This window comes from Krasilnikovia sp. MM14-A1004 (assembly GCF_047159485.1).
Taxonomy (GTDB): domain Bacteria; phylum Actinomycetota; class Actinomycetes; order Mycobacteriales; family Micromonosporaceae; genus Actinoplanes.
Genome location: NZ_AP038773.1, coordinates 3,942,226 through 3,962,659 on the forward strand (window position 1 = coordinate 3,942,226; position 20,434 = coordinate 3,962,659).

General features: G+C 72.9%; 19 protein-coding genes. 5 read left to right on the plus strand and 14 right to left on the minus strand.

The window, feature by feature from the left end:
- Nucleotides 1-2 precede the first annotated feature (2 nt).
- From ACMCNN_RS17085 to mptB, 5 genes are all read right to left on the minus strand, one after another.
- Nucleotides 3-767 (minus strand): DUF6328 family protein, encoded by a 765-nt coding sequence (locus tag ACMCNN_RS17085; RefSeq protein ID WP_412741493.1) that lies wholly within the window; start codon nt 765-767, stop codon nt 3-5.
- A gap of 84 nt (nt 768-851) precedes the next feature.
- Nucleotides 852-3,302 (minus strand): glycogen/starch/alpha-glucan phosphorylase, encoded by a 2,451-nt coding sequence (locus tag ACMCNN_RS17090; protein WP_412741494.1) that lies wholly within the window; start codon nt 3,300-3,302, stop codon nt 852-854.
- A 67-nt stretch (nt 3,303-3,369) separates the two neighbouring features.
- On the minus strand, nt 3,370-4,023 hold the full coding sequence (locus ACMCNN_RS17095) for an HD domain-containing protein (RefSeq protein ID WP_412741495.1): 654 nt from the start codon (nt 4,021-4,023) through the stop codon (nt 3,370-3,372).
- Nucleotides 4,024-4,104: 81 nt separating this feature from the next.
- A complete protein-coding gene (locus tag ACMCNN_RS17100) occupies nt 4,105-4,752 on the minus strand; it encodes an HNH endonuclease family protein (RefSeq protein WP_412741496.1) in 648 nt (215 codons plus the stop codon).
- Nucleotides 4,753-4,928: 176 nt separating this feature from the next.
- A complete protein-coding gene (gene mptB / locus ACMCNN_RS17105; protein WP_412741497.1) occupies nt 4,929-6,422 on the minus strand; it encodes a polyprenol phosphomannose-dependent alpha 1,6 mannosyltransferase MptB in 1,494 nt (497 codons plus the stop codon).
- 114 nt (nt 6,423-6,536) lie between these two features.
- Here mptB and ACMCNN_RS17110 point away from each other — a divergent pair, with 114 nt between their 5' ends.
- From ACMCNN_RS17110 to ACMCNN_RS17120, 3 genes are all read left to right on the plus strand, one after another.
- Entirely contained in the window at nt 6,537-7,643 is a 1,107-nt protein-coding gene (locus tag ACMCNN_RS17110) for a glycoside hydrolase family 26 protein (RefSeq protein WP_412741498.1), read from the plus strand.
- A 78-nt stretch (nt 7,644-7,721) separates the two neighbouring features.
- Entirely contained in the window at nt 7,722-8,705 is a 984-nt protein-coding gene (locus ACMCNN_RS17115; protein WP_412741499.1) for an alkaline phosphatase family protein, read from the plus strand.
- Complete coding sequence (locus ACMCNN_RS17120) at nt 8,706-8,960, plus strand: carbonic anhydrase family protein (RefSeq protein WP_412747196.1); 255 nt, start codon at nt 8,706-8,708, stop codon at nt 8,958-8,960.
- Nucleotides 8,961-8,964: 4 nt separating this feature from the next.
- On the opposite strand, the gene ACMCNN_RS17125 is transcribed toward ACMCNN_RS17120, so the two are convergent.
- A complete protein-coding gene (locus tag ACMCNN_RS17125; protein WP_412741500.1) occupies nt 8,965-9,699 on the minus strand; it encodes an STAS domain-containing protein in 735 nt (244 codons plus the stop codon).
- A gap of 234 nt (nt 9,700-9,933) precedes the next feature.
- On the opposite strand from ACMCNN_RS17125, the gene ACMCNN_RS17130 reads away from it, so the two are divergent.
- Together ACMCNN_RS17130 and ACMCNN_RS17135 are read left to right on the plus strand one after the other, a co-directional pair.
- Nucleotides 9,934-10,905 carry a helix-turn-helix transcriptional regulator gene (locus ACMCNN_RS17130; protein ID WP_412741501.1) on the plus strand — a complete coding sequence of 324 codons (972 nt, stop codon included), beginning with the start codon at nt 9,934-9,936 and terminating at the stop codon, nt 10,903-10,905.
- A gap of 17 nt (nt 10,906-10,922) precedes the next feature.
- Nucleotides 10,923-11,906 (plus strand): helix-turn-helix domain-containing protein, encoded by a 984-nt coding sequence (locus ACMCNN_RS17135; RefSeq protein WP_412741502.1) that lies wholly within the window; start codon nt 10,923-10,925, stop codon nt 11,904-11,906.
- A gap of 9 nt (nt 11,907-11,915) precedes the next feature.
- Here ACMCNN_RS17135 and ACMCNN_RS17140 read toward each other — a convergent pair whose 3' ends face one another.
- The 8 genes from ACMCNN_RS17140 to ACMCNN_RS17175 form a co-directional block, all read right to left on the minus strand.
- Nucleotides 11,916-13,019: an ABC transporter ATP-binding protein gene (locus ACMCNN_RS17140; RefSeq protein ID WP_412741503.1), complete on the minus strand. Its 1,104-nt coding sequence runs from the start codon at nt 13,017-13,019 to the stop codon at nt 11,916-11,918.
- Entirely contained in the window at nt 13,016-13,855 is an 840-nt protein-coding gene (locus ACMCNN_RS17145; RefSeq protein WP_412741504.1) for an ABC transporter permease, read from the minus strand. Before ACMCNN_RS17145 ends, ACMCNN_RS17140 begins: the two co-directional genes overlap by 4 nt.
- A 7-nt stretch (nt 13,856-13,862) precedes the next feature.
- Nucleotides 13,863-14,669 carry a molybdate ABC transporter substrate-binding protein gene (gene modA / locus ACMCNN_RS17150; RefSeq protein ID WP_412741505.1) on the minus strand — a complete coding sequence of 269 codons (807 nt, stop codon included), beginning with the start codon at nt 14,667-14,669 and terminating at the stop codon, nt 13,863-13,865.
- Nucleotides 14,670-14,701: 32 nt separating this feature from the next.
- Nucleotides 14,702-15,127 carry a TOBE domain-containing protein gene (locus ACMCNN_RS17155; protein ID WP_412747197.1) on the minus strand — a complete coding sequence of 142 codons (426 nt, stop codon included), beginning with the start codon at nt 15,125-15,127 and terminating at the stop codon, nt 14,702-14,704.
- A gap of 103 nt (nt 15,128-15,230) precedes the next feature.
- Complete coding sequence (locus ACMCNN_RS17160) at nt 15,231-17,069, minus strand: Xaa-Pro dipeptidyl-peptidase (RefSeq protein WP_412741506.1); 1,839 nt, start codon at nt 17,067-17,069, stop codon at nt 15,231-15,233.
- 88 nt (nt 17,070-17,157) lie between these two features.
- The gene (locus ACMCNN_RS17165) at nt 17,158-18,555 is read right to left on the minus strand and encodes a glycosyltransferase 87 family protein (protein WP_412747198.1); all 1,398 of its coding nucleotides are present in this window, start codon (nt 18,553-18,555) and stop codon (nt 17,158-17,160) included.
- A 195-nt stretch (nt 18,556-18,750) separates the two neighbouring features.
- Complete coding sequence (locus ACMCNN_RS17170) at nt 18,751-19,701, minus strand: MBL fold metallo-hydrolase (protein WP_412741507.1); 951 nt, start codon at nt 19,699-19,701, stop codon at nt 18,751-18,753.
- A gap of 70 nt (nt 19,702-19,771) precedes the next feature.
- Complete coding sequence (locus ACMCNN_RS17175; RefSeq protein ID WP_412741508.1) at nt 19,772-20,371, minus strand: helix-turn-helix domain-containing protein; 600 nt, start codon at nt 20,369-20,371, stop codon at nt 19,772-19,774.
- Nucleotides 20,372-20,434: the final 63 nt, after the last annotated feature.

Genomic DNA, 20,434 nt, shown 5'->3' on the forward strand with positions numbered 1-20,434 from the left:
TCCTACCGTTGGCGCGGCAGCTCGGTGACCGAGGCGATCCGGCGCACCTGGCGGATCCGGCGCACCAGCGGCACCGCGTACCACCACATCGCGCACCACGCCATCGTGCCCGCGGAGACGCCGATCGCGAGCCTGGCCTCCACCACCATGCTGAGGATCAGCGTCAGCGCCGCGCCCAGCGCCAACAGCAGCAACAACAGCCCGCACAGCACGAACCGGCCGGCGGCCACGACCACCTGGCGCTTGAGCCGCTGCTGGAACAGCATCCGGTGGAAGGGGGCGGGCGCGATGAGCATCGCCGCGGCGGCGGCGCTGAGGACCAGGCCGATCACGTACAGCTGGCGCTGGAACGCCATGAGGTCGGCGAAGCGGGGTGTGAAGGCCAGGGAGAGCTGGCAGGCCAGCAGCAGCTGGACCCCGGTCTGCGCGAGGCGCAGCTCCTGGAGCAACTCGGCGTAGCAGCGGTCCATCCGCTGGGCCGGTGTCTCACCGCGCGCCCGCTGGTTCCACACCTCGTGCGCGTCGGTGGTGGGGGCGCCCGCGGAATCGTCGCGCAGGATCCGCGGCAGCGGCGTGACGCGCGCCGGTTCCGGCAGACCAGGGACGACCGCCGGGCCGGGGACGACCGCCGGGCCGGGGACGACCGCCGGGCCGGAGACGATCGCCGGGCCAGGCACGACGGCCGGGCCGGGGACCACCGCCGGGCCGGGGACGGCGTACCCACGACGATGTGACGCGGGCGTCAGCCAGGGCGATGGACTTGCCACGGTGGCCTCCTCAAACCGGTGTACCAGATCAGCATCACCGGTGCGGAAGCGCGAAACATCGTCCGCGGCACGTATCTGCGAAGGTCAGCGGGGCGGCACCCGGATCGGGTCCACCCGCCAGATCCGGTCGGAGTAGTCGGCGACCGTCCGGTCGGCGGAGAAGAACCCGCAGCGGGCGGTGTTGAGGATCGACATCCGGGTCCACCGGGCCGGGTCGCGCCAGGCGGCCGCCGCCGCGTCCTGGGCGTCCAGATAGGAGCGGAAGTCGGCGACGGTGAGGTACTCGTCGCGGCCGAGGATCGCGTCGAGCACGTCGCCGAAGCCGGCGCCGTACCGGCCGCCGCGGATGGCCTCCAGGGCGGCGGCCAGGTCTGGGTCGGACCAGGCGAGCTGGTCGGGCCGGTAGCCGCCGCGGCGCACCTCGGCCGCCCGGGGCGCGTCCAGCCCGAACAGGACGAAATTGTCCGCGCCGACCCGGTCCCGCAGCTCGATGTTCGCCCCGTCGAGGGTGCCGATGGTGACGGCGCCGTTGAGGGCGAGCTTCATGTTGCCCGTACCGGAGGCCTCCTTGCCGGCCAGCGAGATCTGCTCCGACAGGTCCGCGGCGGGGGTGATCAGCTCGGCGCGCGTGACGTTGTAGTCGGGCAGGAACACGACGGTGAGCCGACCGGCGACCGCGGGGTCGGCGTTCACCACCGCGGCCACCGCGTTGATCAGCTGGATGATCCGCTTGACCGCGTGGTAGCTCGGCGCCGCCTTGCCCGCGAAGATCACCGTACGGGGCACGTCGGTGTGCGGGTCGGCGCGCAGCCGGTGGTGCAGCGCGACCACGTGCAGCAGTTTGAGCAACTGCCGCTTGTACTCGTGGAACCGTTTGACGTGCACGTCGCACAGCGCGTCGGGGTCGATCCGGATGCCGGTCGCGGCGCGGGCGTACCCGGCCAGGTCGAGCTTGTTGTCCCGCTTGACCGCGCGCCAGCGCTGCTGGAACTCCGGGTCGTCGGCCAGCGGCGCCAGCTCGCGCAGCTGCTCCAGGTCGGTGAGCCAGCCGTCGCCGCCCAGCCGGTCGCTGATCAGCGCGGCCAGGCGCGGGTTGGCCAGCCGCAGGAACCGGCGCGGTGAGACCCCGTTGGTGACGTTGCGGAAGCGCTCGGGCCACAGCCGGGCGAAGTCGGCGAGCGTGGTCTCGGCGAGCAGGCGGGAGTGCAGCTCGGCGACGCCGTTGACGGCGTGGCTGCCCACCACCGCCAGGTGCGCCATCCGGACCCGGCGCTCCGGCCCCTCCTGGATCAGCGACAGCCGACGGCGCAGCTCACCGTCGCCGGGGAAGCGGGCCTCGACCTCGTCGAGGTGGGCCTGGTTGATCGCGTACACGATCTCCAGGTGGCGCGGCAGCAGCCGCGCGAACAGCTCCACCGGCCAGGTTTCGAGGGCCTCGGGCAGCAGGGTGTGGCAGGTGTACGCGAAGGTCCGCCGGGTGATCGACCACGCGGTGTCCCAGTCGAGTCCGTACTCGTCGACGAGCAGCCGCTGCAGCTCCGGTACGGCCAGTGCCGGGTGGGTGTCGTTGAGCTGGATCACGGTCTTGTCGGTGAACGCGGCCCAGTCGCTGTTGCGCAGGTGGAAGCGGCGCACGATGTCCCGCAACGAGCAGGAGACCAGGAAGTACTGCTGCTTCAGCCGCAGCTCCCGGCCGAACTCGGTGCTGTCCGCCGGATACAGCACCTTGCTGATGTTCTCCGAACGCACCACCTCCTGCACCGCCTCGGCGGAGCGGCCCGCCGCGAAGTCGGCCAGGTCGAACGCGTCACTGTCGGCCCGCGCCCGCCACAGCCGGACGATGTTGACGGTCTGGGTGCCGTAGCCCGGGACGAGCATGTGGCTGGGTTCGCCGAGCACGGTCTCCGCGGGGATCCAGTGCCGCCGGCCGTCCTCGTCCTCGACCCGGCCGTAGAAGCCGACCGACTGCCGGTCGTCCTGCTGCGGGAACTCCCACGGGCTGCCGTCGAAGGCCCAGTCGTCGGGGCGTTCCACCTGGGCACCGTCGACGATGGTCTGCCGGAACAGGCCCAGGTCGTACCGGATGCCGTAGCCCACGGCGGGGATGTCCGCGGTGGCCAGCGCGTCGAGCAGGCAGGCGGCGAGGCGGCCGAGGCCGCCGTTGCCGAGACCCGGCTCGACGTCGAAGTCGGCGACCTCGTCGAGCGACAGGCCCAACCCTTTGAGTACGTCGGCGGCGACGTCCTCGGTGCCGGTGTAGAGCAGGTTCTGGCGCAGCTGCCGGCCCAGCATGTACTCGGCGGACAGGTAGTAGACGCAGCGCGGGTTGGCGGCGTAATGCGCGGTGGCGGTGCGGGCGCGGCGGTCGACCAGCCGGTCCCGGACGGTCACGGCCAGGCTCTGGTAGACGTCCTGGACGCTGGCCGACTCCATGGTCGTGCCACGCTGGAAATACAGGTTGCTGACCAGGTCCCGTTCGAAGTCCGGTTCCGTGGCGCCGATGGCGCGCAGGGGCGGGCCCGGGGGCAGATTCATGTCGATCCTCACCTGTCGGAAATCGACGTACCGTCGCCGAGCCTAGGGCCCGAAGCCCCCACCCCCGTTACCTGTCGTTGTCGCCGGCGTGTACGGCGTTCGCCGGTACCGCGAACAGCTCGGAGCCGGCGGCGTCCGGGGCGTACCGGCCCGGGAGCGCCGCCCCGGCCAGCCGGTGCTTGACGCGGCGGGCGGCGGCGCGGATCTGGGCGGCGCGCTGGGGATGCACAGCGGCGTTGGGCGAGTCCGTCCCGTGGCGCCGCAGCATGTCGGCGAGCCGTTCGTCGACACTCATGATCCGCCCGTTGGGCCCGACGGTCTGGTCCGCGAAGGTCAGCGCGTCACTGGCCGCGGACTGCTCGCGCGGGAACGCGGCCAGCTCGGCGGCCAGGCCGCGCACCCCCGCGACGGTGAACGCCTCGGAATGGTGCGCGACAAGGCTGGAGACCCGCGACGGCCAGCCATGCGCCCGCAGGTAGAGCGCCCCGTCGAGGGGGTGGAAGCCGAAACCGCGCAACGACGGGGCGTATCCGATGTCGTGCAGCCACGCCGCGGCCACCAGAAGGTCCACATCGGCGGGACCGACGGCGGACGACACGCGCTCGGCCTGCCTGGCCACGCCGACCGTGTGCCGCCACCGCTCCGGCAGGTCGGTGAGGAGCAGGCGGGCGACCGTACGAGCGCTGTGAACAATACCGGCAGAGTAGTGGACGGCGGTCATACCGGCACCGTACTCACTGAACTCCATCAATCGAGTGAACGGGCTGTAACACCGACATGCACGAGCGCGACAACCGAGCGCCTACGCGGTGCAGGTGTCGAGCATGTCCTGCAGCGCACCGACCTCGCCGGCCTGCGCGGTGAGGTCCCAGTAGTACTTCACCGCGATCCACATCCTGGCGTAGGTGCACCGATAGGAGTACACAGACGGCTGCCAGGTGGAGGGGTCCTGGTCGCCCTTGGCCTGGTTGACGTTGTCGGTGACGGCGATCAGCTCGGGATGGGTGAGGTCGTTGGCGAACGACTGGCGGCGGCTGGTCGTCCACGCGTTCGCGCCGGAGCGCCACGCCTCGGCCAGCGGGACGAGGTGGTCGATGTCGACGTCGGAGGCGGCGTACCAGGTGGCGCCGTCGTAGGGCGAGTACCAGGAGCCGGAGACCGCGGCGCAGGACGAGTCGGTGACCACCGACGTGCCGTCGCGCTTGAGCACTGTCTCGCGGGTGTTGCAGCTGCCGCTGATGGTGATCCAGTGCGGGAACAGGTCGCGCGAGTAGCCGCTGGTGGAGCCCTGCGGGGCCACGGTCAGCGCGTCCAGCTCGGCCCGGGCGGTCGCGGTGGAGGGGATCCCGGACGGGGTGGCGTCGGCGGCGCTCGCGCCGCCGATCGTGACCGCGAGCGTCAGCGCGGTGAGGGTGGCGAGGTGGACGGTCCAGCGAGGTGTGCGGGCCATGGCCGACTCCCATCGAGACAGGCACCGGATCGGTGACGTGTCAAATATCGAGGGGAGCCGACGTCCGGCACTGCCGGGCGGCGGTGAATATCGAGTGATCGTCCGGCCGCCGCACCGGACAGGGGCGTCACCTGCCGGTCAGCGCGCGGCCACCGGGCCCTCGCCGCGCGGTGGCCTCAGCCACCCGACGCGACCGGCAGGCGCTGGTCGCGGTCCCGGCGGAGATCGAGCCCACGGACGTACCAGACCACCAGGACCACGATCAGCACGGTCATCAGCGGGGCACCGGGGAACTTCGCGAAACGGGCGAGTCCGCTGCCGTCCGGCAGGACCAGGAAGGCCGACGCCGCCGCGACCGCCATGATCAGATCCGTACGGACCGTCGTGGCGGCCAGCACCACCAGCGGCCACGTCGCGTACCACGGGTGGTAGGCCGGGGCGCACGCCACCGTCGCGGCGAGGGCCAGCGCGGCGCCGTGCAGTGCCGACCGTGGGTCCGCCCGCGTCGCGGTACGCCACCACAGGATCACCAGCAGCGCCGCCAGCAGCAGCAACGCGATCCCCCGGACCGCCGGAACGGCGTTGGACCCGGGTACGACCATCCGCCCCACGTACGTGAGGGTCATGCCGACGGCGGTCGGCGGCGAGGTGAACTGCACGAGGTCAGCGGTGTGGGCGAGCCCGGCGACCCACCCCACGCCCAGCCCGCTGGCGGCCGTCACGGCACCCAGCGCGCCCAGCGCTCCGGCGCACAGCCAGCCACCGTCGCGCAGCAGCGTACGGATCCGGACCGGGCCGCCGACCGCGACCAGCGCCGCGAACGGCAGCACGACCACCGCGGACACCTTCACCGCGACGGCGAAGCCGAGCAGCGCCCCCGCCGCCAGCAGCGCGGCCGGGCGGCCGGGACGCGACACGGCCAGCGCCAGGCCGGACACGATCAGGCCCAGCATCAGCGCGTCGCTGTGCGCGCCGCCGATCAGGTGGATGCCCACCAGCGGACCGGCCAGCGCCACCCACAGCGCCCGCTCGGCCGGTACGCCGCAGCGGCGGGCCAGCGTGGGCAGGCACAGCGCGGTCGCCACCACGCCGGCCAGCGCGAGCAGCCGGAACAGCGCGATGATCGGCACGAGTGAGCCGCCCACCTTCACCACCGCGGCCGCCAGCAGCACGAACAGCGGACCGTACGGGGCCGGGGTGTCCCGCCAGATCGGCGAGACGGATTCCAGCCACGGGCACGGCAGCGTCGCCACCCCGGCCTCGTACGGGCTGAGGCCGTTGAGGTAGAGGTGGCCCTGGCAGGCGTACGAGTAGACGTCCCGGCTGCTCATCGGCGGCACCACGAGGAACGGCAGCAGCCAGATCCCGCCGGTGACGGCGACCCAGCGCAGCGACGGCACACCGGACCGCGCCGCCCACCACGCCCCCGTCAGTGCGGCCGTGCCCACCAGCCAGCAGGCCAGGATCAGGCCGCCGTGCGGTCCGCGGGCGATGCTCACGGGCGTGGACGCGAGGTCGGCGGTCGGTAGGGCGCCGCCGAGGATTCCGGCGAGCGCCAACGCGACCGAGCCGGCCAGACCGGCGTATCGGATGACTGCGGGGCGATTCACATGGACATCCTGCGATGCCCTGGTGACCTTGTCATTACCGCAGGGTGGCGGTGTATCCAACCGGCGGAGATCGGCTTCACCCACCCGGTCAGAGATACGACGCGCGAGCCGGGCATCCGGGCCGTTGATACGACATAGGGCTCGTCTGGTGACGCATGGGATGGAGGCCGGGTCTTGCGGAGATGGGTGGCGTACGCGACGGCGGCCCTGGCGGCAGGTCTGGTGGCGGCTCTGGCGGCGCTGGGTGCCTGCGGCGGGCCCGGCCCGGCGCCGGTGCCGCCCCCACCACCACCCAGCGCCGTGACCCGCACACCGACGGCGCCCCCGACGGTCCGTGCCTGCGCCACGGACGCCCTGCTCGTGCCCGCATGCGGGGTGCTGTGGGGCGCCTCCGCCGGCGGGTTCACGGCGGTGCCGCGGGACCGGGCGCTGAAGGCCTGGGAGGGACGGACCGGTCGCACGGCGACGATCTTCCACACCTACCACCGGGGCGACGACCTGTTCCCGACCCGGTCGGAGATCGCGATGACGAGGGATCCGGCCCGGCCCCGGGTGCTGCTGGTCAACTGGCGGGTGGACGACGGCGTCACCTGGGCACAGGTGGCCCGCGGCGCGGTCGACGAGCGGATCGACCGCTGGGCGCGCCATGTCCGCCGCACGTACCGGCAGCGGTTCTTCCTGGTGGTGCGCCACGAGCCCGAGGCCGACGTCGATCCGCGGCCGGGCTCGGGGATGACCGCCCGCGACTTCGCGCTGATGTACCGCCACGTCATCGAGCGGGTACGCGCCGACGGGGTGGACAACGCGATCACCGTGCTGGCGTACATGGGCAGTGAGAAATGGCAGGCGCGCCCCTGGTGGTCCGGCCTCTATCCGGGCGACGACGTCGTGGACTGGATCGGACTGGACTCCTACGTGTCGGCGGAGCCCGGCCGGTACCACTTCGGCGGGTTCGCCGACCTCCTCGACCGGCGGCCGGACACGGGCGGGAGCGGATTCTACGACTGGGCCACCACCCGGCACCCCGGCAAACCGGTCATGGTCGCCGAGTGGGGGGTGTACCACCGGGTCGGCAGGCCGGCCGACAAGGCGCCGGAGTTCGCGAGTGTGCTGCCGGAGCTGCGCAGGCGGCCCGCGATCAAGGCGATCGTCTACTTCGACACAGACAACGACGCCTACGGCGACCGGGACATCAGCGTGGACAGCTCCGCGTCCAGCCTGGCCGCCTTCCGGAGGCTGGCGACCGACCCGTTGTTCGACGTCACGGTGAATGACCCGTGACCGCCCGCCTCGGGACGCGCTCACCGTCGTTCAGAGTGCATGGGACAGAATGTACCGATGAAATACCGAGGTCGGGCCGTGCGAACGCGGGCAACGGTCGGGTTGGCGACGCTGGCTCTGATGCTCGCGGGCTGCACCGGGCCGGCGCCCGCACCGGCCCCCACGCCGCCCCCGCCGACCTCGGCGACCGCGGTGCCGAGCCCCACGGGTACACCCGGCCCGTACTCGAAGGTGCTGCTCATCATGGAGGAGAACCACGAGTACGGCGCCATCATCGGCGACGGGGACGCGCCGTACCTCAACGACCTCGCCGCCACGTACGGCCTCGCCCGCCACCTCGACGCCGGTTATCCGCCGGAATGCCCGTCCCTGGCCGCGTACCTGCTGTTGACCAGCGGCAGCACGCACGACATCTGCGACGACCGGGCACCGCGCGCCCACCCGATCGCCGGCGACAACCTGTTCCACCAGGTCGCCGCCACCGGACGCGAATGGCGCAACTACGCCGAGTCGTCACCGGGCCCGTGCGTGCTGCAGAACGCCGCCGAGGGCCGGTACCTGGTCCGGCACGTGCCGGCCACCTACTACGTCGACGACCGCGCGGACTGCGCCCGCTGGGTGGTGCCGCTGGGCGACCCGGCCTCCGGCGCGTTGCACGACGACATCGCGGCGGGCACCCTGCCCGCGTTCGGGCTGGTCAGTCCGGACGCCTGCCACGACATGCACGGCGCCGATCCCTGCCCGCAGGAACGCACCGCCAACGGCGACCGCTGGCTTCGTGACTGGGTCACCCAGATCCTCGCCGGACCGGACTACCGGGCCGGACGCCTCGCCGTGATCATCACCTGGGACGAAGGCAGCAAGTCGGACAACCACATCCCCACCCTGGTCCTCGCGCCGTCCACCCGGCACGTCACGGCGGATCAGCCGTTCACGCACTGCTCCACGCTGCGCACCGTCGAGGAGATCCTGCGACTGCCGACGCTGGGGTGCGCCGCTACCGCTGCGTCGATGACGACCGCATTCCGCCTCGGCGCCGACGAACCGGAAGGCCGTCCGTAGATCGACGGCCACGCGACGCGGTCGAGCGGCCGGGAGCGCGGACGAACCCCCACGTACGGGGGCTCGTTGACCACGCCGCCGTGCACGACAGGGGTGCGCTGGGTCGTCCTGCCCACGGCGGTAGAGGTCGGTGACACCACGGTGGAACGCCTGCACGCGCTGGTGGCCCGCTTCCCCGGCTACGGCGGCTACCCGGACAACAACCGCCCGCTCCAGCCGCTCGGCTCCCGTACGGTGCCGCGCAGCGACGGCTGACCGGTCAGTCCGTCGCGCCGGTACGCAGGTACGCCCAGACCACCTTGCCGCCGTCGACGGGCAGGCAACCCCACCGGTGCGCGGTCGCGTCGACCAGCAGCAGTCCCAGACCGGAGGCAGCATGCGGCAGCGGCTCGCGCACCGGTGCGGGACGCGCGGCGGAGCCGTCCCGCACACTGATCATCAGGTGGTGGCGGCCCACCGCGAACCTGATGTCGGCCATCGTCCGGGCATGGGTCAGGGCGTTGGTGGCCAGCTCGTCCGCGATCAGGCAGGCGGGGCCGACCAGGGCGGGCAGTTGCCAGCGGGCACACGCCTCGGTGGCCAGGTCGCGGGCGCGCCGGGCGGCGCCCGTCACCGGCAGCAGCGTGTCGTGCAGCACGGTCACCCGGCGTCGGGGCCGCGCGGTGAGGGCCTGGTCGGCGGAGGCGAACACCGGCAGCAGACGCCGGCAGCCGTGGGTGAGCCGCCGCGCGGTCTGCGCGTCGGGGGTGCACAGCAGCAGGGGTGTGCCCGGCCAGGTCGCGGCCTGCCAGGCCACCGCCCGGAACACCGACGCCGCGCCCGGATCCCGTACGGTCAGGTCGGTCACGTCGACCACCAGCGCATCCGGCCGCTCCACCGCGCATTTCAGCAGCTCCGCGCGGACTCGCAGGGCGTTCGCCGGAGACAGCTCGCCGCGCAGGCGTACGAGGACTCTGGTGCCCACCTGTTCGACCATGCACCCCACCGGCGCCATGTCGGCATCGTCGCGCGGCCCGCCCACACCGCGCCATGCGTGACGGTTTCGGGTTTCGTCCTGTGGTTCGACCGTTCGCCCTCAGGCGCGGCCCGCGTGGTCGGCGGCACGGTTCGTTCTGGAGGGTGATGGCCTTTCGCTTTCTGGCGCCACGTGCCAATGTGGGCGATGTCCGGAGAGGCGGCGGGTGCGATGCGGGACCAGGACGCAGATGTCAGCAGGCGGCCTGCCCGCATGAGCGATGAACCCTGTCCACCGCCGCACATCAGCCGGATCCACACCCGCAGCCCCGACGAGCACCACGCCTGGATCAGCGCCCGCTACGACAACCACGAGCGCCGGGTACGGGCGCACGGCCGGGACTTCGCCTTCTCCGCCGAGTTCGGCGCGCTGGGCGGACTGGCCGTCGTCCGCAGCGGCTACACGGCGGCCAGCGCGGAGTCGTCCTGGCCGCCGATGCCGCACATCCTCGCGGTGCACCTGTCGTCGGGCCGGTGCCGGCACCGCTGGCAGGGCGGCGAGGTGTGGGTGGGCGAGCGCGGCACCATGCTGCTCCCGCCGTACGGATATGAGCACGTCAACGACTGCAGCGACAGCAGCGGCGTCACCCTGCCCATGGACGTGGTACTGCGGGTGGCCGAGGAGGCCACCGGGCTCGACCGCGCGGCCGTCCGCTTCACCGGGCTGCTGCCCGTCACGCCGATGGCGCACCGGCACTGGCTGGCCACCGCCGACTACGTCCGGCGCGGCATCTACAGCCTGGCCCTGAGCGCGCCGCTGCTGCTCACCGCCGCGGAGCAGATGGTAGCGGCGAGCCTGCTGGCCACGTTCCCGAACACCACCATGACCAGCGACGTACGCGTGCCGCGCGACGCGGCCACCCCGGCGACGGTGCGCCGCGCGATGGCGTTCATCGAGGCTCGTGCCGATCAGCCGATCACGCTGACCGACATCGCCGCCGCGGTCGGGGTGGTGCCGCGCACCCTCCAGTACGCCTTCCGCCGGCACCGCGACATCACCCCCACCGCCTACCTGCGTCAGGTCCGGCTGGCCCGCGCGCATGAACAGCTGCTGGCCGCCGAACCGGGCGACGGCACCACCGTGGCCGCGGTGGCGGCCCGCTGGGGTTTCACCCGGCCGCACCGCTTCGCCACCGCCTACCGCCAGGTGTACGACCAGCCGCCCGGACAGACTCTGCGCTCATGAGCCGAGGGGGTGGGAGCGTGCCTGCCACGGAACCGATCAGCGGCCGGCCCGACCGGGTCGCGGTCGAGTTCGCCACCACCGACCCCGACCACGCGCAGTCCTACCTCACCTCCGCGTACGACGCGACGATGACCATCAACGGCGATCGCCGCACCTACCGGTTCCGCCACGTGCGGCTCGGCGGCGGCGCGTTCCATCTGGACACCCTGGAGCACCTCGCGGCCACCGAGTACCGGTGCGGGCCGGTCGCGGCGGTCGTGGTCGGCCGGGTCCACCGTGGCATGCGGACCGATCTCGACCTGGACGAGAAGTTCGGGCCGGGCGACCTCGGCCTGCACGCGCACGCGGACCGGCCGTACCACGTGCGGCAGGAATGTGTCCTGGAGTCGGTCGTGTCCCTTCCGCCGGAGGCGGTCAGCGACGCCGCCCGTAACCACCCGGACGGTCCGCCGCCCGCGCTGAACTTCACCACCATGCGCCCCGTCCATCCGGCGGACACCCTGCGCTGGCTGCACGTCGTCGACTACGCGACGAGCAGCCTGCTGGCCGCGCCCGATTTCATCACCCGTCCCCTGCTGGTCGGCCCGTTCACCCGGCTGCTGGCCGCGACGCTGCTCACCACGTTCCCCAACACCTGCGGTCCGGAGCCGCGCCCCCACGACCGCACCGACGCCACAGAGACCACGCTGGCGCGCGCCACCGCGTACCTCGACGCCAATGCCGACCTCGACATCACCGCGGTCGACCTCGCCCGCGCCGCCCGGGTCACCGTCCGCGCCGTCCAGCTCGCCTTCCGCCGCCACCTCGGCACCACGCCGACCGCGTACCTGCGGGCCGTCCGGCTGGGCCGCGCCCATCAGCAACTGCGCGACGCCGTACCGGGTGACGGCACCACCGTCACCGGGGTCGCCGCCCGCTGGGGGTACGCGGATCCCCGCCGGTTCACCGCGTCCTACCGCCGCGCCTACGGGCGACCGCCCAGCGACACGCTGCGGCGCTGACCCGTCCGGTCATCGAGCAGACTCCGCCGCCCCGGCGGTCGCGGGCGGGGCGTCGGCCGGGTAGGCGCGGGTCTCGGTGGCCTTGACCGCGGCCCACACCTGCTGGCCGGGGGCCAGGTGCAGGTCGGCGGCGGCGGCCGGGGTGACGTCGGCGGCCGCGGCGATCGGGCCGGCGAGTTGCACCCGCAGGTTGTCGCCGTGCCGTTGCAGGCCGGTGATGGTGGCGGGCCAGGTGTTGCGCGGGCTGCCCCCCGGCCGCTCGGGGTGCAGCGCGACCGCCGCGGGCCGGAACGCGACGAACACGTCGCCGTCCAGCGCGTCGGCGGCGGTCAGAGCGAAACCGGAGCCGAGGTGGACGGTGTGGCCGGCGGCGGTGCCGCGGTAGAGGTTCAGCCCGACCAGCCGGGCGACGTAGTCGGTGCGCGGCTGCCCGGTGATCGTCGCCGCGTCGCCCTCCTGCACGATGCGGCCCTCCTCGATGATGATCAGGCGGTCGGCCAGGACCAGCGCGTCGAGCGGGTCGTGGGTGACCAGCAACGTGGCGCCGGGGTGCGCGGCGAGGTGCCGGTGCAGTTCGGCCCGGGTGTCCAGGCGGGTGCGGGCGTCCAGCGCGGCGAGGGGCTCGTCGAGCAGCAGCAGGACCGGGTCGACCGCGAGGGCGCGCGCGAGCGCGACGCGCTGGGCCTGCCCGCCGGAGAGCTGCCGGGGCTTGTGGCGGGCGTAATCGGCCAGGCCCACCCGGCGCAGCCAGTCGGCGGCCCGCTGCCGGGCGGCACGCCGTTCGACGCCGTGCCGTCGGGGCCCGAACGCGACGTTGTCCACCGCGCTCAGATGTGGAAAGAGCAGGTAGTCCTGGAACACCACGCCGACCGGCCGGCGTTCGGCGGGCGTCCACAGTCGGCGGTCGGGCCGATCGAGGTCACGCCCACCGAGCGTGACATACCCGGCGGTCAGCGGCTGGAGCCCGGCCAGGGCGCGCAGGGCGGTGGTCTTGCCCGCACCGTTCGGGCCGAGCAGCCCGACCACCTCCCCGGCACCGATGCGCAACGGTACGTCGAGACGGAACGTCCCCCGGTCGACGATCAGGTGTGCGTCCAGGACCGGGCCGGTCATCCGGTGGTGATCCACTTGTCGCGCAGTGCCGCGAGGATCGTGACCGACACGATCAGCAGGATGAGGCTGAGCACCACCGCCCCGGACAGGTCGCCGCCCTCCATGGTCTGGTAGACCGCCAGCGGCATGGTCTGGGTGATGCCGGGGTAGTTGCCGGCGAACGTGATGGTGGCGCCGAACTCACCCAGCGCGCGGGCCCAGCACAGCACGGCGCCCGCGGCGATTCCCGGTGCGATCAGCGGCAGCGTGACGTGGGTGAAGGTGATCCACCGGCCCGCGCCCAGCGTCGCGGCGGCCTCCTCGAACCGGGTGTCCGCGCCGCGCAGCGCCCCCTCCACCGCGATGACCAGGAACGGCATCGCCACGAACGCCTCGGCGACGACCACCCCGACGGTGGTGAACGGCAACGTGATGCCGAACGCGGCGTCCAGCGGGGCACCGAGCAGTCCCCGGCGGCCGAACACCAGCAGCAGCGCGACGCCGCCGACCACGGGAGGCAGGACGAGCGGGACGGTGACCAGGGCACGGACGACCCGGCGGCCGGGGAAGTCGACCCGGGCGAGCAGCCAGGCCAGGGGCACACCGAGCGCGAGGCACAGCACGGTGGCGACGGTGGCGGTCTGCAGTGACAGCCGCAGCGCGCTCAGCGCCCCCGGGGCGGTGAGCCGCTGCCACAGGCTGCCCCACGGGGCGCGGATGACGAGCCCGGCCAGGGGCAGGACGAGGAACGCCAGCCCCGCCACCGCGGGCAGCAGCAGCGGCACCGGTACCCGCTGGGTGCGGCGGCGGCGCGGCGGCCCGGGGGCCGCCGCGTCCCGATCGTCGGTACGAACCATGGTCCTTCTACGGAGCTTGGAAACCGGCCGCCGTGAGCACCGCCCTGCCCTGCTCGGACAGTACGGCGGTGACGAACGCCTGCGCGCCGGCGGAGTTCGGGGCGTTCTTCAGCACAATGATCGGATAGTCGTTGATCGCGCTGGCCGACTCGGGGAATTCCACGCCATCGACGTCGGATGACGCGGCCTTGACGTCGGTGCGGTACACCAGCGCGGCGTCCACCTCGCCCAGCTTCACCTTGGACAGGGCGGCCTTGACGTCCTGTTCCAGGGTGACCGGCTTGACGATCACGTGCGCCGTGGTGAGGACCTTCTGCGCGGCGGCGCCGCAGGGCACCTCGGGGGCGCACAGGGCCACCTTGAGGTCCGGCTTCGCCAGGTCGGCCAGGCTGGTGATCTTCTTCGGGTTGCCCTTGGGTACCGCGATCACGAGCTGGTTCTTCACGAACGTGGTCGGTGCGCCGACGCCGTTGCCGGCGTCGGTCACCGTCGTCATGGTGGCCGGCGAGGCCGAGGCGAACACGTCCGCCGGTGCGCCCTGGTTGATCTGCGTCGCGAGGGCGGAGCTGCCGGCGAAGTTGAACTTCACGGTGGTGCCGGGGTGCGCGGCCTCGAAGTCCTTGCCGAGCTGGGTGAACGACTCGGTCAGCGACGCCGCCGCGAACACGGTCACCGGGCCGGTCACCCCCGCGCTGCTGGCCCCGGCGTTCGCGGTGGACCCGCCCTTGGTGTCGTCGCCGCCGCAGCCGACCAGCCCGGCCAGCGCCAGCGCGGTCAGCCCGGCCAACGCGGTCCGCACGAAACGTGTACCCACTCGCACTCCCCTTCGGTCTGCGCGGCCCGCGTTCACGCGCCGGGCCGCGCTCTATGTGCCACGGCCGGGGCGGATCGCTCCACCACCACCGTGGTCGACTTGATCACCGCGACCGCGACCGAACCGACCCGCAGGTCCAGCTCGTCGACCGCTTCGCGGCTCATCAGCGACACCACCCGGAACGGGCCGGCCTGGATGTCCACCTGCGCCATCACCGTGTCCTTGATCACCGCGGTGACGATGCCGCGCAGCCGGTTGCGCGCCGAGGACTCCTCCGACCCGGCGCCCGGATCACCGGCCTGCTCCCGGACGAAGCCGGCCAGCTCGACCCCGTCGATCACCCGGTGCCCGTGCTCGTCGCGGTCCGCGGCCAGCCGTCCGGCATCCACCCAGCGGCGCACCGTGTCCGCGCTGACGCCGAGCAGCTCGGCCGCCTCACCGATCCGGAACATCGTCACACCGAGCACCCTAGCGGTACGCATCTGCGGCAGGAAACGGCCGGTCACCCTTGCGGGTGCCAGACCAAATGCCGCTAACCGCCCGTAACTGCGCCAGCAGGACCTAGCGCACCAGCGGCAGCACCACACGGGAGACGCCGAGGTGGACGCCGACCTCGGTGCCCGCCGGGTACCGCAGGGTGTGGTCGCGATCGGTGGAGATCAGCACCAGGCCGATCCGGTGCCCCTGCGCGAAGACGTGATCGGTCGTCTGCAACGGCCAGCGCACCGTGTACGTCCTCCCGGGCCGGACCGGCTCGCTGCGGGCGATCGAGTACCGGTTGCGCACGTCCAGCCAGCCGCGGGTGACGATCTCCGACGGCGTCTGCGCCGTCACGTACTCGCGGCGGTTGAAGCAGCCCGGGTCGCCCGGGATGCCGGGGCCGACGCAGTCCTGCACGCTGAGGGTCCGCATGCCCGCGTAGCGCTGCGCGGGACCGTAGTCGACCAGCAGGGCGGTCAGGTACGGCGACGGGCCGTCCAGGTCGGCGCGCACGGTCACGCTCGGCGTCCCCGACAGCCGGGTCTCGTGGGTCAACGGCGCGGACAGGTACGCCAGCCGGTGCGGATCGGTGCTGGTCTCGTCGTCGGCGAGCTGCTCCGCGGTCTGCGCGGGATCGTCGACGAAGGACTGTCGCACGCCCGCCCCGGACGGCTGCGGCCGCAGCCCCGACTCCCCCGCGAACATGGCCGTGTCCCGGCTGCCCGGCACCGGCCACGTGGCGGCGGTGCGCCACACCGTGGGCGCGACCTCCACGTCCGCCATCGGCTCCCGCATGATGCCGGTGTCGATGCCGTACAGCCACTGGTCGAACCAGCGGTGCAGCGTGGCGAGCCACTCGTCGCGGCGGACGTTGAACGGATCGGCGTGCGCGGCCTGGTGGAGCCAGATCTTGCGCGGCACACCGCGCCTCGCCAGCGCGTCCCACCACTGCCCGGCCTGCCCGGTGCGCACGTTGTCGTCGTGCAGGCCGTGCACGAGCAGCACACTGGCCCGCACCCTGCCGACGTCGCGCAGGTAGTCGCGCTCGGCCCAGAAGCCGTTGTAGTCGCCGGTGACCCGGTCCTGCTCGCGTTCCAGCGACGCCGTCACGTCGGCGCACACCTCGGGATGGGCACGGGTGAGCACGGCCCTGGCCAGCACGTCGGTGTCCTCGCCCTGGAAGCCGCCGGGCGCCACCACCCCGCCGCCGGCGCGGTAGTAGTCGTACCAGCTGGAGATGGCGGCGATCGGCACGATCGTCTCCAGGCCGCGGACACCGGTCGCGGCCACCGCGTTGGGCAGGGTGCCGTTGTAGGACACCCCGATCATTCCCGTACGCCCGGTCGACCAGTCGGCGGCCACCGGCGCACCGGCGGCGTCGAAGCCCGGCGCGCGGCCGTTGAGCCAGTCCACGACCGCCTTCATCCCGAGGGTCTCGTTGCGGCCGCCCGTGGTCGGGCAGCCGTCCGAGCCGCCGGTGCCGAGGCTGTCGGCGAAGACCACCGCGTAGCCGCGGGGCACGAAGTAGTTGTCGAGGTAACCGGAGAACACGATGGTCTCGGCGGCGCGCCCGGCACCGGCGGTGGCGCTCAGACGTGCCGAGCCGCCGTCGCGGTCGATGTCGTCGTGGTTCGGTACGTCGTTGAGCCCCGCGTAGTACGGGCTGGCCTGGAAGATCACCGGCACCCTGCGGCCGTCGGTGCGCGGCCGGATGATCCGCACCGCCACCCGGTCGGGCCGCCCGTCGTGGTCACTGTCCACCGGGGACTGCACCCACACCTGTTCGCGGACGGCCTGCCCGTAGTCGTACACCGGCTCCGTGCCGGTCCCCGTCGCGCGGGCCGCCGTGCCGGGGGTCAGCAGGAGCAGGACGACACCACCGGCGAGGCAGGAACGCACCAGACCACGGACGGATCGCATCAGGGGACGCCTCCGGCGCTCGGGACCATTGCCGGATCGACCCTATCGTCTTCTATCGATATCCGATGCCCCCGCCGGGCGGTGGGTCTCAGCCGCCGTCGCGGGCGTCGATGAGCTGCGCGGGCGGCGGCAGCGCGGACGGTCCCCGCGACCCCAGGTCCATGCCCAGGCGGTGGGGCAGCGCCGCGACCAGCGCCACCAGCAGCAGCGTGATGGCGTTCTCCGCGACCACGCCGAGCCAGCCGTCGGCGTAGTGGGAGGTCAACGGCAGCCGGTGCAGGACGAACCAGAACGGCGAGGCGATCGTCAGCAGCAGGACGACCCCGGCGGCCACCAGGCGCAGTTCGGGGATTCTGGTCGGCTCCCCGGCCAGCCTGCGGTGCCAGGCCGTGTCCGCCAGGATCACGAGGGCCGGCAGCAGGAACATCAGGTGGTGCGTCCAGGAGACCGGGCTGACCAGGCCGGCGGTCAGCCCGACCAGGGTGAAGGCGGCCAGTTCGTCGCCGTTGAGATGGGCCTGCCGGGCCCGGGCCAGGCCGAGGACCAGCGCCGCGAGCGCGACGAGCGCCCAGGCCGCGGCGGGCGCGTGCGGCGTGTCGGTCAACCGGGCCAGCAGACCGGCCAGCGACTGGTTCTCGGAGACGTCGGTACGGCCGACCCGGTCGGTCTGCCACAGCGCCGCGCCGAAGTACTGCACCGTCGTGCGGGGCACCAGCACCGCGGTCACCAGGGTGGCCGCGGCGGCCGTGACGATCGCCGTACGCGCCGCCCGGCGCTGACCGGTGACCAGCAGATAGACGATGAACAGGGCAGGGGTGAGTTTGAAGGCGGCGGCCAGGCCGATGCCCACGCCGGCCCAGGTGCCCGCCCGCCAGCGGCGAACCACGGCGTTCCCGGCCGGTACGGGGTCCGCGGCGGCCCGTTCCGCGCGGGCCGACCGGCGCAGCGCCAGGAGATCCGCCGCGATCAGCGCGAACAGCACCAGGTCGACCTGGCCCATGCCGAGGGTCTGCCGGACCGGCTCGCTGAGTACGGCGACCGGCAGGGCGATCGCCAGCGTCCGGCCGCGGCTCCAGCCGTGCCGGTCGGCCACGGGGCGCAGGACGATGGCGAGGACGAAGGTCAGCGCCGCGACGCTGACGAGCAGGCTGCCCCAGCCCATCACGCCGTCCGGAATCCAGGCGAACGGCGCCATGATCAACGCCGCGAACGGCGGATAGGTGAACCCGAGCCCCGTGCCGGGAGCCGCGTACGCGTAGAGCGGGTTGCCGCCGATCCACGACCGCACCGCACCGTAGTAGATGCGGGTGTCGACGAACGTGTAGTGCTGGACGAACGCAGCCGCCGCAATCACGGCCAGCAACGCGCCGACTCCGGCGAGCCACCAGTGCCGTGGCCGCAACACCAGTGCGGGCCGGCCGGAGGACGCCGCCCGCAGCCTTCGCGACGCGACGTGGTCCAGGCATCTACGCAGGGTGGCCGACAGCCGCTTCCCGACGGCTGCGGCGCTTCCCGCACGAGTGTTGATCACGACGACGGAGTATGCCGTTCGCGGTCAAGTGCATCAGCACCGAATGATCCGAACTTCCCGGTACGACCAGATGACATCCGGCCCCGTAGCGGTGAATTCACCCGCCGGAGTGCCGGGTCGCCCGGACACCGGCGAACCGGCCCGCGTCGCTCATCCGGCCGACGCCTCGGCGGCGGCCGTGTGGGTCAGCACCTCCATGATCGGGGCTTCTCCCGCGCCGAACTGCCGGTACAGCGCCGCCACGGTGATCACCAGCCGTTCCCGGTGGCCCCACCCCCGGCACGCCTCGGGCAGTGGCATGTCCGTCGCCGCCTGCCAGTAGGGCATCCCGGCCGCGTACCGCCGTTCGGCCTGCTCGGCGACGTGCTCCAGGTAGCCGCGGAACTCCCGTACCCCGGCCGGGTCGGTGACCGGGCCGTGGCCCGGCACCACGTGGCGTGCCCCGGTCGCCTCGATCCACGCGCACGCCTTCAGCCAGTTGTCGACCGGCCCCGTCCACATGATCGGGTGATCGCCGACGAACAGGATGTCGCCGGTGAACACCACCGCGGCGTCGGGCACGTGCGCAACGACGTCGCCGTCGGTGTGCGCGGGACCCACTTCAACCAGTTCGACCGTACGGTCGCCGACGCGCACGTCGAGACGGCCGGTGAACGTGCGCGTGGGCGGGGTCAGCGCGATGCCGGAGAAGTCGAAGCAGCCGAAGGAACGCCGCAGGTAGTCGCCCAACGCCCCGGGCGGGGCGCCGGGGCCGCTCAGCGCGCCCAGCGCCTCCGGCGGCACCTCGTGCGCCATCCCGTCCGCGGTGGCCGCCGACCCGATGATCTCGGCGTCGGGGAACAGCTGGTTGCCCCAGCAGTGGTCACCGTTGGCGTGCGTGGTGACCACCGTACCGATCCGGATGCCGGGCAGGTCGGCGGCGATCGTGTCGATCAGCGCGCGGGTCCGCGACAGGTCGAACTGGGTGTCGACCAGCAGCGCCCGGTCGCCGTCGGCGACCAGGCCGCAGTTGCTGAACCCCCACGTCCCCGGCGGTTGCAGGTAGGCGAAGGTGTCGCCGGCCAGGCGGTGCAGGCCGGCCGTGTACGGGATCGGGGTCACCGCAGCATCCTCGCGAAGATCCGGTTTGTACGCAATGACGCCACGACCGACCGATCGTCCTGGTGGGACATCAGCTCCGTGCCGGGGCCGGTCCGGGGGCGACGCGCAGGTGTGCGCGTTCGCCCTGCCGGCCGATGAGGCTGAGGTACTCGACGGGACCGGCGCTGGTCGCCCCGAACCAGTGCGGAGTGCGGGTGTCGAACTCGGCCGCCTCCCCGGCTTCGAGAACGAGATCGTGCGCGCCGAGCACCAGCCGCAGCCGGCCGTTGAGGACGTAGACCCAGTCGTGGCCCTCGTGGGTGCGCAGGTCGGGTACGCGATCGTCGTCCCCGGTCGGCAGCACGAACTTGTACGCCTGGATACCACCGGGGCGGCGGGTCAGCGGCAGGACGGTCGCCCCGTCACCGATCGCGATGGGGCGCAGGTTGACGCGGGGATCGCCGGTCGGTGGGGCGTCGACGAGCTCGTCGATGGTCACCCCGTGCGCGCGGGCGAGCGGCAGGAGCTGTTCGAGCGTGGGGCGGCGCAGGCCCGCCTCCAGCCGGGACAGCGTGCTGACCGAGATGCCGGTCTGCCTGGACAGGTCCGTGAGGGTGATGTCACGGCGGGACCGCAGCTGCTTGAGCCTGGGGCCGACGGCGTCGAGCGTACGGTCGAACTCGTCCCTCATGGCTGCCAGTTTGCCATTCGGCAAAGAGCTTTGCCCGCCCGCCGGTTGCCCGGTCACGATCGT